Source organism: Mesorhizobium sp. J18, from assembly GCF_007829525.1.
Lineage (GTDB): Bacteria > Pseudomonadota > Alphaproteobacteria > Rhizobiales > Rhizobiaceae > VLJP01.
In genome coordinates, this window is the sequence record NZ_VLJP01000001.1 from 234,797 (window position 1) to 248,074 (window position 13,278).

The 13,278-nt window shown below is 61.0% G+C and carries 12 protein-coding genes and 1 pseudogene; 5 read left to right on the forward strand and 8 right to left on the reverse strand.

The genetic code is table 11. From position 1 onward, the window contains the following. Window positions 1-2 precede the first annotated feature (2 nt). From L598_RS01085 to L598_RS01095, 3 genes are all read right to left on the reverse strand, one after another. Complete coding sequence (locus L598_RS01085) at window positions 3-1,235, reverse strand: 3-methyl-2-oxobutanoate dehydrogenase (2-methylpropanoyl-transferring) subunit alpha (RefSeq protein WP_144859187.1); 1,233 nt, start codon at window positions 1,233-1,235, stop codon at window positions 3-5. A 265-nt stretch (window positions 1,236-1,500) separates the two neighbouring features. Next, complete coding sequence (locus L598_RS01090) at window positions 1,501-4,578, reverse strand: efflux RND transporter permease subunit (protein ID WP_144859189.1); 3,078 nt, start codon at window positions 4,576-4,578, stop codon at window positions 1,501-1,503. Continuing rightward, window positions 4,575-5,789: an efflux RND transporter periplasmic adaptor subunit gene (locus L598_RS01095; RefSeq protein WP_144859191.1), complete on the reverse strand. Its 1,215-nt coding sequence runs from the start codon at window positions 5,787-5,789 to the stop codon at window positions 4,575-4,577. The genes L598_RS01090 and L598_RS01095 overlap by 4 nt, the downstream gene beginning before the upstream one ends. A gap of 160 nt (window positions 5,790-5,949) precedes the next feature. Between L598_RS01095 and L598_RS01100 the strand changes: the two genes are divergently transcribed. Then, entirely contained in the window at window positions 5,950-6,495 is a 546-nt protein-coding gene (locus L598_RS01100) for a TetR/AcrR family transcriptional regulator (RefSeq protein ID WP_144859193.1), read from the forward strand. Window positions 6,496-6,501: 6 nt separating this feature from the next. On the opposite strand, the gene L598_RS01105 is transcribed toward L598_RS01100, so the two are convergent. The 3 genes and pseudogenes from L598_RS01105 to L598_RS01115 form a co-directional block, all read right to left on the reverse strand. After that, window positions 6,502-6,870, reverse strand: a complete 369-nt coding sequence (locus tag L598_RS01105; RefSeq protein WP_144859195.1) for a DUF423 domain-containing protein — start codon at window positions 6,868-6,870, stop codon at window positions 6,502-6,504. A 7-nt stretch (window positions 6,871-6,877) separates the two neighbouring features. Next, window positions 6,878-7,849 carry a nitronate monooxygenase gene (locus tag L598_RS01110; RefSeq protein WP_144859197.1) on the reverse strand — a complete coding sequence of 324 codons (972 nt, stop codon included), beginning with the start codon at window positions 7,847-7,849 and terminating at the stop codon, window positions 6,878-6,880. Between the two features lie 266 nt (window positions 7,850-8,115). After that, window positions 8,116-8,369, reverse strand: a pseudogene (locus tag L598_RS01115) (PIN domain-containing protein); the annotation flags it as partial. 206 nt (window positions 8,370-8,575) lie between these two features. Between L598_RS01115 and dusA the strand changes: the two are divergent. Next, entirely contained in the window at window positions 8,576-9,568 is a 993-nt protein-coding gene (gene dusA, locus L598_RS01120) for a tRNA dihydrouridine(20/20a) synthase DusA (RefSeq protein ID WP_281407348.1), read from the forward strand. A gap of 6 nt (window positions 9,569-9,574) precedes the next feature. Here dusA and L598_RS01125 read toward each other — a convergent pair whose 3' ends face one another. Together L598_RS01125 and L598_RS01130 are read right to left on the reverse strand one after the other, a co-directional pair. Further along, window positions 9,575-10,279, reverse strand: coding sequence for a TIGR02281 family clan AA aspartic protease (locus L598_RS01125; protein WP_144859199.1), 705 nt, complete (start codon window positions 10,277-10,279; stop codon window positions 9,575-9,577). Window position 10,280: 1 nt separating this feature from the next. After that, window positions 10,281-10,514 carry a DUF1289 domain-containing protein gene (locus L598_RS01130; protein ID WP_144859201.1) on the reverse strand — a complete coding sequence of 78 codons (234 nt, stop codon included), beginning with the start codon at window positions 10,512-10,514 and terminating at the stop codon, window positions 10,281-10,283. Between the two features lie 148 nt (window positions 10,515-10,662). Here L598_RS01130 and L598_RS01135 point away from each other — a divergent pair, with 148 nt between their 5' ends. The 3 genes from L598_RS01135 to L598_RS01145 all read left to right on the forward strand — a co-directional run bounded on the left by L598_RS01135 (window position 10,663) and on the right by L598_RS01145 (window position 13,265). Continuing rightward, complete coding sequence (locus tag L598_RS01135; protein ID WP_144859203.1) at window positions 10,663-11,649, forward strand: nicotinate-nucleotide--dimethylbenzimidazole phosphoribosyltransferase; 987 nt, start codon at window positions 10,663-10,665, stop codon at window positions 11,647-11,649. 358 nt (window positions 11,650-12,007) lie between these two features. Continuing rightward, window positions 12,008-12,622 carry a thermonuclease family protein gene (locus L598_RS01140; protein ID WP_144859205.1) on the forward strand — a complete coding sequence of 205 codons (615 nt, stop codon included), beginning with the start codon at window positions 12,008-12,010 and terminating at the stop codon, window positions 12,620-12,622. A gap of 31 nt (window positions 12,623-12,653) precedes the next feature. After that, on the forward strand, window positions 12,654-13,265 hold the full coding sequence (locus tag L598_RS01145; protein ID WP_144859207.1) for a glutathione S-transferase: 612 nt from the start codon (window positions 12,654-12,656) through the stop codon (window positions 13,263-13,265). Window positions 13,266-13,278 lie beyond the last annotated feature (13 nt).

Genomic DNA, 13,278 nt, shown 5'->3' on the forward strand with positions numbered 1-13,278 from the left:
GGCTACACTCCCGCCTGCTGGCGCTGGCGTCGCAGATGCGGCGGCATGGTTTCGAAAACGCCTTCGAACATGTCGCGCGCCGACGGTTTGCCGCCCGAATGCAGCGTGCCGTGCCGTTCGGCTTCCTTTTGGGCAGAGATCACCGTGTCGTTTATCTCTGCTTCCGCCTGCCTGTGCCTTTCTTCCGACCATACACCACGGACGATCAGATGATTCTTGAGCCGCAGAACGGGGTCGCCGAGCGGCCAGGCATCGGATTCGGTCTTGGGCCGATAGGCGGAGGGGTCGTCGGAGGTGGAGTGGGCGCCGACGCGGTAGGTCACATGCTCGATCAGTGTTGGCCCGAGATTCCTGCGCGCCCGCTCGACTGCCCATTTTGCCACCGCGTGAACCGCGAGATAGTCGTTGCCGTCGACACGCAGCGCCGGAATGCCGAAGCCGAGCCCGCGCGCGGCAAAGGTGCCGGAACCGCCGCGCGCAATGCCCTGGAAGGTAGAGATCGCCCATTGATTGTTGACGATGTTGAGGACGACCGGTGCTTTGTATGTTGAGGCGAAGACAAGCGCTGCGTGAAAATCGGATTCGGCTGTTGAGCCGTCGCCGATCCAGCCGACAGCTATCCTCGTATCCTTCTTGATGGCGGAGGCCATTGCCCAGCCGACCGCTTGCACGAATTGCGTGCCGAGATTCCCCGATATGGAGAAGAAGCCGTATTCCTTCGACGAATACATCACCGGGAGTTGCCGGCCCTTCAGCGGGTCAGCCTCGTTGGAATAGATCTGGTTCATCATGTCCACCATCGGATAGCCGCCTGCGATCAGCAGGCCTGCTTGCCGGTAGGTGGGGAAATTCATGTCGCCCGGTTCGAGGGCCTTGCGAAAGGCGCAACTCACCGCTTCCTCGCCCATATGCTGCATGTAGAAGGATGTCTTGCCTTGCCGCTGAGCCGTCAACATGCGCTTGTCGAAAGTGCGCAGCAGCATCATATGCCGCAGGCCTTCCAACAGTTCCTCGTCGGTCAAAAATCCCGCCCACGGGCCGACGGCCTCTCCTTTCCGGTTCAGAACCCGAATGATGGAAAAGGCAAGGTCGCGGATGGATTCCGGATCGGCATCGATCTCCGGGCGGCGCACCGAACCGGCTTTCGGAATTGGAACATTTGAAAAATCTGGTGTGTCGCCGGGCCTGAATTCCGGCTCCGGCACATGGAAACGAAGCGGTGCCCTGTCGTCCATGTATTCCTCCCTCGCATCTATCGCGCGGCATTTCATGGAGACATAAAAAGGCAATTGCGAGAGGAAGAACAGGGGGCGGTCAAGACATTCCGGCAAAGCCGATTTGCGTTTCAAACCGGCTTTGTTTTGCGCAATTTATGGAAAGAAAAACCGCATCTTTTGAGCGTTTTTTCAAGGCTTGCGGAGAGAGCCTGAATTGCCCCCCGAATCGTGCCTCACAAGGCAGCGCATCGCCGCCCGCGACATGAGACGCGAAGATACGGTCTCACGTCGTCTGCGTTTGCCCTTCCACCTCATCGGGCAGCACGCCCCTGTGCACGATCTCCTTGCGCGAGATGAAGGTATAGAACATCGGCACGACAAAGAGCGTGAACATGGTTCCGATCAGGATGCCGGTGAAGATGACCAGGCCCATGGAGTAGCGCGCGGCCGCGCCGGCGCCAGTGGCGATGATCAGCGGCACGACGCCAAGCGACATGGCGGCGGTTGTCATCAGGATCGGCCGCAGACGGACCTTGGCCGAAGCCACGATGGCCTCGCGGCGCGAAAGCCCGCGCTCCTCGCGTTGCTGATTGGCGAATTCGACCAGAAGGATTCCGTGCTTCGTAATGAGGCCGACAAGGGTTATCAGACCGACCTGCGTGTATATGTTCAGCGTGCCAAGGCCGATATTGAGCGGCACGACGGCGCCGAAGATCGACAGGGGAACCGTCATCATGATGATGAGTGGATCGCGGAAGCTTTCGAACTGCGCCGCAAGCACGAGGTAGATCACGACCACGGCGAGCATGAAGGCAATCAGGATCGTGTTGCCTTCGGTCACCTCCAGGCGCGACTGGCCGGAATAGTCGATGAAGAAACCCTGGGGGAGGGCTTCCTGTGCGATATCGACGATGAGCTGCCGGCCTTGACCGGTGGTCACGCCAGGCACGGGCAAAGCAGAGATCGTCGCCGAATTCAACTGATTGAACTGCTCGATGGAGGCAGCGGAGGCATTTGTCGAGATCGACACCACCGCCGACAGCGGCACCATATCCTCCGTCGCGCTGCGAACGAAGAAATCTCCCAGTCGTTCCGGATTGTTCCGATACTCCTCCGGAACCTGCATGATGATGTCATAACTGTTCGAGTCGCGGTCGAACTGCGCGATCGAGCCGCCGCCGACCAGGAGGCTGAGCGTTGCACCGATATCCTGGATGGGAATGTTCAGCGCGGCTGCGCGGTCGCGGTCGATGGTGACGCGGACCTGGGGCGCGTCGAAGGCAAGCGAATTCTGCACGACGATGAAGCGGCCGGATTCCTCGGCTTTCTTTTTGATCTCTTCGGCAACCTCATAGACCTGGCTCGCCTCGCCGGTGGAGCGGACAATGATCGAGATGGGCAGACCGCCGCCAGCGCCGGGGAGGGAAGGTGGCGCGAAAACCAGCGCCTCGACTCCTGCGACATTCGACAGCCGCCCCTGGATGTCCTGCTGGATCTCTTTCTGGGAACGTTCGCGCTCGGCCCAATCCTTGAAGGCCCAGACGGAAAAGCCGCTGTTGGTCTGCTGCTCCATGCCGACAATCGAGAAATTGGCCCGCAGCTCTGGAAGGTCTTCCGTCAGTTCGCGCATCTGGTCGGCATAGGTGCTGGTATATTCGCTGGTCGCATAGCGCGGAGCCGTGATCAGCGCGAAAAGCGCGCCTACGTCCTCTTCGGGCGCGAGTTCGCTCGAAGTCTTCATGAACAGGAAGCCCGTCAGCGACACCAGCGCCACGACGATCATCAGCGTCACCGGGCGGTATTTCAGTGAACCTTGCACGAGCCGCTCGTAGCGGTCCGCGACATTGTCGAAGGTCCGGTCGACGAAGCTCTGGAAGCGGCTATGTATATCGGCCTTGAGGATGCGGGCCGACATCATCGGCGTTATCGTCAGTGCGACGATACCAGAAATGACGACCGCGCCGGCAAGGGTGAGCGCAAATTCGCGGAACAGCGAACCGGTAAGGCCGCCGGTGAAGGCCAGGGGAGCGAAGACGGCCGCAAGCGTGACGGTCATCGCGACAACCGCAGACGCGATCTCCGACATGCCCGTCAGCGCCGCCTGGGCCGGTGTCAGGCCCTCTTCGATATGCCGGTGGATGTTTTCCACGACCACGATGGCATCATCGACCACGAGACCGATCGCCAGCACCATGGCGAGCAGCGACAACAGGTTGATCGAATAGCCCATCGTATAAAGAAAGAAGCAGACGCCGATCAGCGACAGCGGGATGGTGATGATAGGCATCAGCACCGAGCGGAAGGATCCCAGGAAGAGCAGGATGACCAGCACGACGATAGCCACCGCTTCGCCGATGGTTTTGAAAACTTCTTCAATCGATGCGCTGATGGCCTCGGTGGCGTCGTAAACGCTGGTGATCGTCATGCCTTCCGGCAGGGTGGTGCGGATCTGGGGCAGTTCCTCGATGACGGCTGCTGCCGTATCGAGCGGGTTGGCCGAAGGTGTGGGGAAGATGCCGATGAAGGTTCCGGGTTCACCGTTGAACTTGACGATCGTATCCGTGCTTTCGGCCGCGAGTTCCACGCGTGCCACGTCGCGCAGGCGCACGACTTCGTCTCCGTCCGCCTTTAGCGGCAGCGCTCCGAAGGCTTCCGGTGACTGGAGCGTCGATTCGACCGTTATCGGATAGGTGACGAGCTTGTTCTTCGTCTTGCCGGGCGCGGAAAGGACATTCGACGCATTGATGGCGGCGAGCACTTCAGATGCCGTGATGCCGCGTGCGGCAAGCCGGATCGGATCGACCCATACCCGCATTGAGAAGGTCTGGGCGCCCATGATCTGGACTTCGGCGACGCCCTCGATGGTGGACATGCGCGGCTGGATGACACGTTCGATATATTCGGTCAGTTCCTCCGCGCTCATATTCGGGTTCTGCAGCGCCAGATACATGATCGCGAACTGCTGGCCCGTACCCTTTACGATGGTCGGATCCTCGGAATCATCGGGCAGCTGGCTGCGTACCTGCTGCACCTTGGACATGACCTCCGTCAGCGCCACGTCCGGATCGGAGCCGAGACGCATCTGAACCGTGACGATGCTCACCGACGGACGGCTTTGCGAGGTGACGTAGTCAACGTTTTCCGTCGTTGAAACCGCCGCTGCTATGGGAGAGGTGATAAAGCCCTGGATCAGTTCAGGGCTTGCACCGGGATAGGTAGTGGTGACCGTAATCACGGTCTCCTCGACCTCGGGATATTCCCGGACGGCGAGATTGAAGAGCCCCTGGAAGCCGAGGAGCAGGATGAGCAGACCGAGGACCGTCGAAAGAACCGGCCGGCGGACAAAGAGGCCAAAGTTCATTGCTCTGCCGCTCCTTCCTGTACGAGCCGGGTCGGGTCGATAGAGTTGTCGATCTTGACTGAGGTTCCGCTGGTCAGGCGATTCTGTCCGGCCGTTACGACCATGTCGCCGGCCGAAAGCCCTTTCACGATTTCTACCATTCCGTCGAGACGGCGGCCGGATTCGACAAAGACCTGCTTGACCACATATTGCGGCTGCTGCTCGCCGGATTGTTCCGCAGGCTGCTCCTGGGCTGCGCCCTCCGGATTTTCCTGGCTGGTTTGTGCTTCCTGTCCGGCGTCGTCTGACTCTCCGTCATTCTCGGCCTCGCGCACGACATAGACATAGTCGCCATAGAGGCTCGTGATGAGCGCGGTCTGCGGCAGGCTGAGAACATCATCCTCTGCCGGCAGTTGGACGCGAATCTGAGCGAACTGGCCGGGGCTCAGGCGTTCGTCGGGATTGGTGATACGCGCGCGAACGAAGATCAGCCGCGTTGTCGGGTCGATCTTGGGATCGATGCCGACGATCTCGCCTTCATAGGGCATATCTTCGGAGCTGAGCCCCATTCTGACTGGCTGACCGATTTTCAATTCGCCGAGATGCTGCTCCGGGATCGTGAAATCGACGCGCATGGTCTCCAGATCCTGCAGCGTGGCCACGATCGTGCCGGGGGAAAGATACTGGCCTACATCGACGCGAGACAGGCCGATCACGCCGTCAAACGGAGCCTTCAACTGCTTCTGGTCGAGGACGGCTTCGAGCTTTGCGACCTGCGCCTTGGATGCCGTCGCAGCCGCCGCTGCGCTTTCGAGCGATGCGTTGGAGCCTACGCCGCGGGATTGCAGTTCAAGAGCGCGGTCCAGATTGGTCTGGTCCAGCTTGGCCTGCGCCCGGGCCGCTTCAAGATCGGCCCGTTCCACTGCGTCATCCATCTGGATAAGAATCTGTCCCTGCCCGACATGCTCGTTGGCGTCGAAGTTGATCTCCTTGACGATACCGGTCGTCTCGACGGTCAGATCGACGCCGCTGGCTGCCTTGACCGTGCCAATCGCCTCTATGACGGGACTCCATTCGCCCGATTTCACCTCCGTGGTTGAGACCGTAACCGCCGGTGTCGGCATGTCTGCGAAGAACTGCTCGATCGCCCGGTCTCGGAAAATATTGAAGCCGACCAGTCCGCCGACGACAATCACAAGAAGGATGAAAGCGATGATGAAGCGCTTGATCATGAGAGTGGCGATCCAGTGGCTTGCGAGGTGAAAAAATCGGTGCGATCCGCGATCAGCGCCGCTGTAGCTGGGTTTTCCACGTGCACCTTGCCATACGGGGCTCGTTTACTGTACCGTCTGGACGGTATTGTCAAGACCTCACTCAAGGAGTTTCCCTCAATTGGCAGACGGAAGATCGGGCGCACGAGATAAAATCCTGTCTGCAGCAGACCATTTGGCGCGGGAGGTCGGACCAGGGCATATTTCGCTCGATGCCGTTGCCCAGCGCGCCGGTGTGTCGAAGGGCGGTCTTTTATACCATTTCCCGACCAAAGCGAAGCTGTTGGAAGCTCTGGTGGAATATCATCTCCACGCGTTCGATGAGGGGATGAAGAAGAGGGAAAGGCTGAACGAAGGCGCCCCCAACAATGTGGTCAATGCTTATGTCGACCTTTTCACGCGCGAGCACAAACGCAAGCAGCCGCCGCCTTCGGGCCTGATGGTGGCGCTGGCGGAAAATCCGAACCTGCTCGATCCGGTGCGCCGCTTCAACCGTATCCTGCTCGATCGCATGAAGAACAATTCCGTGGATCCTACCATGGCGATGATCGTCTTTCTCGCCATCGAGGGAATCCGCAGCATGGAGCTTTTTAATACCAGGGCGCTGGGGGAAGAAGAGTTCGATGCGGTCATTGCCAGACTCAAGGAACTGGTAAAGCCGGCCTGAGCCGCATCAGGTGGAAGGCCGCAGCAAGGCCGACAGGGCGATTGCAAGCCATCCCGCGATCAGGAGAAGTCCGCCCGCGGGAGCAGCCATCGGGAGCAGTCGTCCGCCGAGATAGTGGCGGGAGAGAAGATCGCCGGCAAAAAGCGCAAGGCCAAGCAGTATCGAATAGGCGCCCGCCATTGTTCCGCGCGAGAAGGGCAGAGACGCCAGCGCCAGGAAGGCAGGCCCATGCACGAGCAGGAAAGAGGCGGCGGTGCCGATGTTTCCGCCGCCAATGTGAGCCGCGACGGCGGAGAGCGCTACGCCCGCCGCCCCGCAAAGGCCTCCGGCAACAAGAAGGAGGCGGGCGCTTGCCGTGTTCGGACTGGACGCCATGATCGGGTCAGGCCATCAGCCGCATGGAGCGGGCCGACAGATCCTGGAACGGGTCTTCCGCCGCTTCCTCCATGGCCTTGCGATATTCCGAAATCAGGTCCTTGCAAAGTTCGGCGACGGGAGGAACCGCGCTGATCGAGCCGACGCCCTGGCCCGCCGACCAGACATTTTTCCAGGCACGAGACTCGTTGCTCATGTCCATTTTTCCGTGATCCGGCAGGTTGTCCGGGTCGAGTCCCGCGGCCGCGATGCTGGGGCGCAGGAAATTGGCGTTCACGCCGCTGATAGCCGGCGTATAGACGACATCGGCCGCAGAGGATGCGATGATCATTTCCTTGTAGGCGTCGGCCGCCATGGATTCGCGGGTCGCGATGAAGCGCGTGCCGAGATAGGCGAAATCGGCGCCCATCATACGTGCGGCCGCGATCTGCCGGCCTGTGCTGATCGCGCCGGAGAGCACGATCGTGCCGGAAAAGAAGGAGGCGATTTCCGGAATCAGGGCAAATGGACTCATGGTGCCCGCATGACCGCCCGCACCTGCACAGACCGCTATGATGCCGTCCACGCCTGCCTCGGCTGCTTTTTCCGCATGCCGACGGTTGATGACATCGTGGAATACGAGTCCGCCATAGGAATGAACCGCGTCAACCACGTCGCGGACGGCGCCGAGCGACGTGATGACGAGCGGGACCTTGTGGTCGACCGTCACCTTCAAGTCCGCCTCGACGCGCGGATTGGATTTGTGAACGATCAGGTTCACGCCGTAGGGAGCGGCGTCAGGCAACGTGTCCAGGCGCTCCTCAATCTGTTCCAGCCATTCGCCATAGCCTTTGCTCGTCCGCTGGTTCAGACTCGGAAAAGTGCCTATCAGCCCCGCGCGGCAGGTCTCGACCACCAGATCGGGCCCGGATGTGAGGAACATGGGAGCGGCAATCGCCGGCAGGCGCAGCCTGTTTCGGAATTTCTCTGGAATTGCCATCTAGCCACTCCTTTGTCGTTGCTCGGCACCGGACGATCATCCACCGGATATGTTCATAAACCGAACCCGGCCCAGTCGCGAGAGGCGAGATGACGCGCGGCAGGTAGCGGTAGTAGTGGTGGTATGCGGTTCGCGATGTGCTCTATTGCGGGTTCCGTGCACGGGAACCTTGTGGGCTGGTACCAAATTTTGGGGGTGAATTTTCGGAGACTTTCGTTCATCTGAAATATGGTGCCACGTGGGCTGGATCGGCAATGAGGGTCCGGTCAGCCATGCCAAGGATCGATGACGATGACGCCGGTACCCTCGAAGTCCCGGACATTGCGCGTCACCACGGTCAAGCTGCGGACCAGCGCAGTGGCGGCGATCAAGGCGTCGGCCTCGTTGCGCCGATCGGGGATATGCAGATGCGCGCAGCGCGTCGCGATCTCGTCGTCGACGGCAGGATGCGCCCGGAGAACCCGGGCCGGATATGATTGTCGAGCCAGCCGCGCAGACGTGCACCTTGCGTGGCGTCGCGGCTGGTGCACTTCTATGTAGGTATGTGCCTACCTATGGTAGCGGATGCAAAGCGCAATGGCGGGCAGTGGAATTTGATCCCATAACCTCTTAACTAGCTTTCTGCCATCAGGCGGGAAAGTATCGATGTACAAGTGTGCGAGTGGGATGGCGACCTATGAGTTATGCGATGCCGGTGCACAGTCCAGATTTAGAGATGTCAATTAAGTGACTGAAAGTCATAATAAATTTTCCGTCGCGCCGATGATGGATTGGACGGACAGGCATTGCCGATATTTTCATCGGCAATTGACCGGCCGTGCGCTGCTTTATACCGAGATGGTGGTGGCGGATGCTGTCATCCATGGCGATCGGTCGCGCCTCATCGGCTTCGATCCGGTGGAGCAACCGGTGGCGCTGCAATTGGGCGGCTCCGAACCCGCCAAGCTTGCCGAGGCTGCGCGTATCGGCGAGTCATTCGGCTATGACGAGATCAATCTGAATGTCGGCTGCCCTTCGGATCGGGTTCAGTCGGGCACCTTCGGCGCGTGCCTGATGAAAAGGCCGGAGGTGGTTACTGCATGCGTGGCGGCGATGAAGGAGGCGGTCTCGATTCCCGTTACGGTCAAATGCCGTATCGGGGTGGACGATCAGGATCCCGAGCTCGCCTTGGACACGCTTGCGGAAGGCGTGTTTTCTGCCGGTGCCGATGCACTCTGGGTGCATGCGCGCAAGGCCTGGCTGGAAGGGCTGAGCCCGAAGGAGAACCGCGATATCCCGCCGCTTGACTATGACCGGGTCTACCGATTGAAGGATAAATATCCGGATCGATTCATTGGGATAAACGGCGGAATTCAGGATCTTGGGGAAGCGCAGCGGCATCTGGAACGTGTCGACGGCGCCATGCTGGGGCGTGCCGCCTATCACAGCCCCTCGGTCCTGGCCGATGTCGATCGGGTGATTTACGGGGCAAAGTCAGTGCCGCGCGATCTGACGGTCGTTGTCGAGGCGATGGTGGAATATGCCGATAGGCACATTGCTTCAGGAGGCCGTCTCGTACATGTGACGCGGCACATGACCGGACTGTTCCATGGCTTCCCGGGGGCAAGACGCTATCGTCAGATGCTTTCGACGGAAGCCACGCGGCACGGTGCGGGAGCGGAGGTGTTGCTGCGCGCCGCCGCCGAAGTCGATCTGAGCGCCAGCCGACGCGCTGCTTAGGCCGCGTCAATCGCGCAGGATCATGCGGTCTCCACGCACGTCGAAGCCCGAAAGCGAGCCTATGAAGTTCATGCCGAGCAGGCTTTGGCCGAGCCGTCCCTGCTCGGCCACGAGAACCGGCATGTTCGTCCGGGATATCGAACCGATGCGGATCTCCTCCATCGTCACGCGAGCGGCGCGCGCGGTGCCGTTCGCGGTGAAAACAGGCACATTGTAGGTGAGGTTCGCCGGGTCGAAGCCTATTCGGGAGGCATCCTCAGACGAAAGAACGGTGCTTGTCGCTCCGGTATCGACCAATGTTCGGATCGTGTGGCCGTTGAATTCAGCCCGCACCTCGAAATGGCCGCCCGCGCCCTTTTCCAGCATGACGAGGTTGCCATCCTCTTCGGTAATGGACAAGGGACTGCCTGGAACGAGGCCGGCCGTAACGCGGCTGGCGATGTCCTGCAATTCATAACGGTATTGATAGCCGGCCATGAGCACCAGGATCACGAACAGCCAGATGGCGAGGCTTCTTGCTATGTGGCCTAGCCGCATTCCCGAACCGAGAATGGCGGCCGCAAGGACCAGGCCCCACACACCGAGATATAGGGTCCGGGCGAAAGCATCATTGCCGATGCCGAAGGTCTGGCCGGAATCATTGTTGGCGATCAGCAGGATCAGGCCGCCGCCTATAACGGCGAGAATGATCCACAGGAAGCGTTCCGACATCTCACGAAGTTCCGCTGCGTTCACGGGCCATGCGGGCGCGCCTCGTCTCGCGTCGCGGGCGGCGTTCGACCGTGGCAAGCCGGGCGGGGAGCGCCTCCATGACCTCGCGGCGCTTCTCGGCGCTCATGGTCAGCCAATCGGTGATTTCCTCGCGCGTGCGGCCGCATCCGAAGCAGTAGCCGGTCTTCATGTCTATCGAGCAGACGAGGATGCAGGGGGATTCGATCGCTGACATCAGACCCGTTTCCATTCCACACGGGCGATTGCCCTTAATCCACATGGTGTAATCGAGGAGGAAGCACAAGGGCCTTGGCGGCAGGCCGCCATTGTCTTTGGCCTTTGGCGTCGGTATGCCGTCCTCATGCAAGACAGAGAGTGTCCCCATGACTGCTTCCGGGCTTCCCTTCGATGATTTCCGCAACCTGCTGAGACAGCTTCCCGGCCCGGACGAGGCCGCTGCCACTTTCGTGCACCGCGCCTTCGAACTCGGCGGCAGGGAGGCGGGAGCCTTGGGCCGGCTCGAGGAAATCGCTCTCTGGCTCGCTGCCTGGACGGGCCGTCCGGCGGCTCTGCCCGGAAGGCCGCTCATGGCGGTGTTCGCCGGCACTCATGGCGTTTCGGCGGCACTGGGAACGCCGGACCCGATTGCCGAAACACAGCATCGCGTCGAGCGGCTTGCGGCGGGCGCGGCCGCACTCAACAGGCTTTGTTCCGTCAACGATCTGAGCCTGAAGGTCTTTGATCTCGCTCTCGATCTGCCGGTCGAAGACATCAGCCGTGCGGCCGCCTTGGATGAACGCGGATGCGCTGCCACCATGGCTTTCGGCATGGAGGCCGTTGCCGGCGGTACCGATCTCATCTGCATCGGTGATCTCGGCACAGACAACGATATTCCCGCGACGGCGATCTTTGCCGCACTTTTCGGAGGCGGCGCGAAAGACTGGACGGATAAAGGAGCCGAGCGCGTGAAGTTGATTGACGCCGCAATCAATCTCCACCGTCATGCCGATCCGCTGGAGATCCTGCGGCGGCTCGGGGGCCGTGAGGTTGCGGCAATCGCCGGCGCCATCCTCGCCGCGCGGATAGAAAAGGTGCCGGTCATACTCGACGGGCTTGCCACCACGGCCGCTGCCGCAGTCCTGCATGCCGCGAATCCGGCGGCGATCGATCATTGCATCCTCGCCGGCAGCATCAGTGAGCCGCACAAAAGGGTGGCGGATCGCCTCGGCCTTGGTCCGCTCCTCGACTTCCATGTGAGGGAAGGCGAGGGTACCGGCGCCGCCCTTGCCGCCGGGATCATCAAGGCAGCCGCCCAGATAGCGGCGGGTTTCGCGGAAGTGCGAATGCGCAGCCACTCCGCTTCGGCCTGATTCCATAGGCGTACCGGCCGGTACGCCTATGATGGAACGAGCCGATTTGTGCCGGAATTCCCGGTGGCCAGCCGTACCGGCGGGTACGCTTCACCTCTGGCGCGATCCTCAACCAGTCCGGCGGCCATCCTCAGCGGCTGCTCGCCGGGCTGTGCCGCAGGGCTTCTGTCATCCTGCCTGCGGGAAAGGCGACGATCGCCTCCGTGTCGATGTGAAAGCGCCATATGGCTGTTGCGATGCGGTTTCCAGGGGTCCACAATGAACTTGTCCCGACATATGCGGGCCTTCAAACGCCATGGGCTACTATCCGACTGAATTGTGCAAGCTGCAGCTGAATGAGTAAGGGTTCTCTTCGCCCATGAGCGTCCGCCGCTTTGCACGACCTCGCAGGAGCCGCCGTAGCCCGGCGCGCTTCTTCCTGGATGTTGCGCTTGCCTTGGGCATTCTGGGATTGGGTTTCATCGTTACCGCAAGGCTGGAGCAGGTCGCCGAACGAACTGTATCGGGGAGGGTCGTCGTCAATGACGGCGATACGCTGACGCTGAACGACCAGCGCATCCGCCTGCGCGGCATCGATGCTCCCGAATTCGATCAGCTCTGCACTCGCAACGGCGCGGAATATGCCTGTGGGAAGGAGGCGATCAGGGAATTACGGCGGCTGACGGCGGGCAGTGGCGTCACATGCAAGGGATGGGAGCGCGATCGTTATGACCGGCTTCTTGCCAGATGCGAGGCCAGCGGCAAGGATCTGGGCGAGGCACTGGTGAGGTCCGGCTGGGCAGTTGCCTATGGCGATTACCACGCCACGGAGGCCGAGGCGCGGCAATCGGGGGCGGGACTTTGGGCCGGCAGTTTCGAACGTCCGCACGATTGGCGGGTCCGCCACGGGACGGCGGCGGGCATGCCGCATGATGCTTTCGGGCGGTTGATGAATTGGCTGCGCCAGATAGTCGGCTTTTCCGGTGCCGGCTGAGCAGTCTTGAGACAAGGATGGAGGTAGGATCATGAAGCTTTATGACGGAGGCCGTGCGCCCAATCCCCGCCGCGTGCGGGTATTCCTGGCGGAAAAGGGCATCGCAATTCCTATGGTGCCTGTCGATATGGGCGCTATGGGCCACAAATCCGAAGAGCTGACCAGGCGCAACCCTTTGCAGCGGCTGCCGATCCTGGAGCTCGATGACGGCACCATCATCACCGAATCGATCGCGATCTGCCGCTATTTCGAGGAGCTTCGTCCCGAGCCTGTCCTTTTCGGCAAGGGCGCTCTCGGCAAGGCGCTGGTCGAGATGTGGCAGCGGCGAGTGGAACTGAATTTCTATGCGGCAGTAGCGGCCGCCTTCCGCCATATCCATCCGGCGATGAAGGAATGGGAAGTGCCTCAGGTCCCGGAATGGGGTGAGGCGAACAAGCCCAAGGCGGTCGAATTCATGCGGCTGCTCGACAAGGAACTGGCCGACAGGGAGTTCATTGCGGGTGACGAATATTCCATTGCCGACATCACGGCCTTGATCACCGTCGATTTCATGAAGCCGGCGCGCATTGAAATGCCTTCTGACCTTGCCCATCTGAGGCGCTGGTACGAGACCGTTGCGGCGCGTCCGAGTGCCAAGGCTTAGACCTGCCGCCAAA

Coding starts and splice junctions, on each gene's coding strand:
- L598_RS01085 (WP_144859187.1), bottom strand. CDS start 1,235: ATGGACGACAGGGCACCGCTTCGTTTCCATGTGCCGGAGCCGGAATTC.
- L598_RS01090 (WP_144859189.1), bottom strand. CDS start 4,578: ATGAACTTTGGCCTCTTTGTCCGCCGGCCGGTTCTTTCGACGGTCCTC.
- L598_RS01095 (WP_144859191.1), bottom strand. CDS start 5,789: ATGATCAAGCGCTTCATCATCGCTTTCATCCTTCTTGTGATTGTCGTC.
- L598_RS01105 (WP_144859195.1), bottom strand. CDS start 6,870: ATGGCGTCCAGTCCGAACACGGCAAGCGCCCGCCTCCTTCTTGTTGCC.
- L598_RS01110 (WP_144859197.1), bottom strand. CDS start 7,849: ATGGCAATTCCAGAGAAATTCCGAAACAGGCTGCGCCTGCCGGCGATT.
- L598_RS01125 (WP_144859199.1), bottom strand. CDS start 10,279: ATGTCGGAACGCTTCCTGTGGATCATTCTCGCCGTTATAGGCGGCGGC.
- L598_RS01130 (WP_144859201.1), bottom strand. CDS start 10,514: ATGTCAGCGATCGAATCCCCCTGCATCCTCGTCTGCTCGATAGACATG.
- L598_RS01135 (WP_144859203.1), top strand. CDS start 10,663: ATGACTGCTTCCGGGCTTCCCTTCGATGATTTCCGCAACCTGCTGAGA.
- L598_RS01140 (WP_144859205.1), top strand. CDS start 12,008: ATGAGCGTCCGCCGCTTTGCACGACCTCGCAGGAGCCGCCGTAGCCCG.
- L598_RS01145 (WP_144859207.1), top strand. CDS start 12,654: ATGAAGCTTTATGACGGAGGCCGTGCGCCCAATCCCCGCCGCGTGCGG.